We start from the raw sequence: 1,962 nt of genomic DNA, 5'->3' as shown, positions 1-1,962 counted from the left end.
GCTTTGGCCTGTGGGCGGGGGCGCACGCGAAAGGCGCGGGGTGAGCTGGAATCCACCAGCTCACCCGGCGCCTTCGTCCGCTTGGGGGCGCGGCTGCCTCAGACGAGGTTCACCGAACGGGCGGACGTCGCCCCGATCTCGGCCGCGACCTCCGCGAGCACCCCGGCGGGCACCGTGTCGTCCACGGTCAGCACCGCCAGCGCCTCGCCGCCCACCGTCGCCCGGGCGACCTGCATGCCGGCGATGTTGATCCCGGCCTCGCCGATGACCCGGCCCACCGTGCCGACGACGCCGGGACGGTCCTCGTAGCGCAGGACGACCATGTGCTCGGCGAGCGCCAGGTCGACGTCGTACTCGCCGACGGCGACGATCTTCTGCACGTGCTTGGGGCCGGCCAGCGTGCCGGAGACCGACACCTCCTCGCCGTCGGCGAGGGTGCCGCGCACGGTGACGACGTTGCGGTGGTCCGTCGACTCGCTGCTCGTGGTCAGGCGGACCTCGACGCCGCGCTCCTGCGCGAACAGCGGCGCGTTGACGTAGGAGACGGTCTCGTCGACGACGTCCTCGAAGACACCCTTGAGGGCGGACAGCTCCAGCACCTTCACGTCGTGCTGGGTGATCTCGCCGTAGACCTCTACGTCCAGGCGGACGGCGACCTCGCCGGCGAGCGCGGTGAAGATGCGGCCGAGGCGCTCGGCGAGCGGCAGACCCGGCTTGACGTCCTCGGCGATGACACCGCCCTGGACGTTGACCGCGTCCGGGACCAGCTCACCGGCGAGGGCCAGGCGCACCGACTTGGCGACGGCGATGCCCGCCTTCTCCTGCGCCTCGTCGGTGGAGGCGCCCAGGTGCGGGGTGCAGACGACCTGGTCGAACTCGAACAGCGGGGAGTCGGTGCACGGCTCCTTGGTGTACACGTCCAGGCCCGCGCCGGCGACCCGGCCCTCCTTGAGCGCCGAGTACAGCGCCTCCTCGTCGACGATGCCGCCGCGCGCGGCGTTGACGACGCGCACCGTCGGCTTGACCTTGCGCAGCGCCTCCTCGCCGATCAGGCCGAGGGTCTCGGGGGTCTTCGGCAGGTGGACGGTGATGAAGTCGGAGACCTCGAGGAGTTCGTCCAGGGTCAGCACCTTGACGCCCATCTGGGCGGCGCGCGCGGGCTGCACGTAGGGGTCGTAGGCGACGACCTTCATGCCGAAGGCGGACATGCGCTGGGCGACCAGGGCGCCGATGCGGCCGAGGCCGACGACGCCGAGGGTCTTCTCGGCCAGCTCGACGCCGGTGTACTTGCTGCGCTTCCACTCGCCGTTCTTCAGCGCGGCGTTGGCCTGCGGGATGTTGCGGGCGGTGGCGAGGAGCAGACCGCAGGCCAGTTCGGCGGCGGTCACGATGTTGGAGGTCGGGGCGTTGACGACCATCACGCCGGCCTTGGTGGCGGCGGAGACGTCGACGTTGTCCAGGCCGACCCCGGCGCGGGCGACGACCTTGAGCTTCTTCGCGGCGGCGATCGCCTCGGCGTCGACCTTGGTGGCCGAGCGGATCAGGATGGCGTCGACGCCGGCGATGGCGGGCAGCAGTTCGGCCCGGTCGGCGCCGTTGCAGTGCCGGATCTCGAAGTCCGGGCCGAGCGCGTCGACGGTCGCGGGCGACAGCTCTTCAGCGATGAGTACGACAGGTTTCGAGCTCACGTGAGTCCTCACAGGTCCGATGCGGACGGCCGTCCCGACGGCCGCAGCGGTGGAGTGGGCGGGATGCTAGCCGCGTGGAAGACGCACGACGCTGTGGGCCTGACGCGTTGTTTGTGCAGCAGTGTAGTGGCGTCGCGTGCGTCGTATTACGCCGCTGCGGAAGGATCACCCGTCCGTGGCTGGACGGGGTGGACAACGCCGTGAGTCCGCCGTGAACTCCGACGTTACCCCGGGTTCGGCGGACGGGGCCGGGGCGCCGGCCCCGGCCCCTGTC

At 71.4% G+C, this 1,962-nt stretch carries 1 protein-coding gene; it reads right to left on the bottom strand.

Features of this window, described 5'->3' with window-relative positions; all coding sequences use genetic code 11:
• Window positions 1-98 precede the first annotated feature (98 nt).
• A complete protein-coding gene (gene serA / locus ACFC02_RS42410; protein WP_376368354.1) occupies window positions 99-1,688 on the bottom strand; it encodes a phosphoglycerate dehydrogenase in 1,590 nt (529 codons plus the stop codon).
• Between the last annotated feature and the right edge of the window lie 274 nt (window positions 1,689-1,962).

Source organism: Streptomyces sp. NPDC056160 (genome assembly GCF_042268205.1).
Taxonomy (GTDB): domain Bacteria; phylum Actinomycetota; class Actinomycetes; order Streptomycetales; family Streptomycetaceae; genus Streptomyces.
This window is presented reverse-complemented; position numbering and strand designations above follow the sequence as displayed.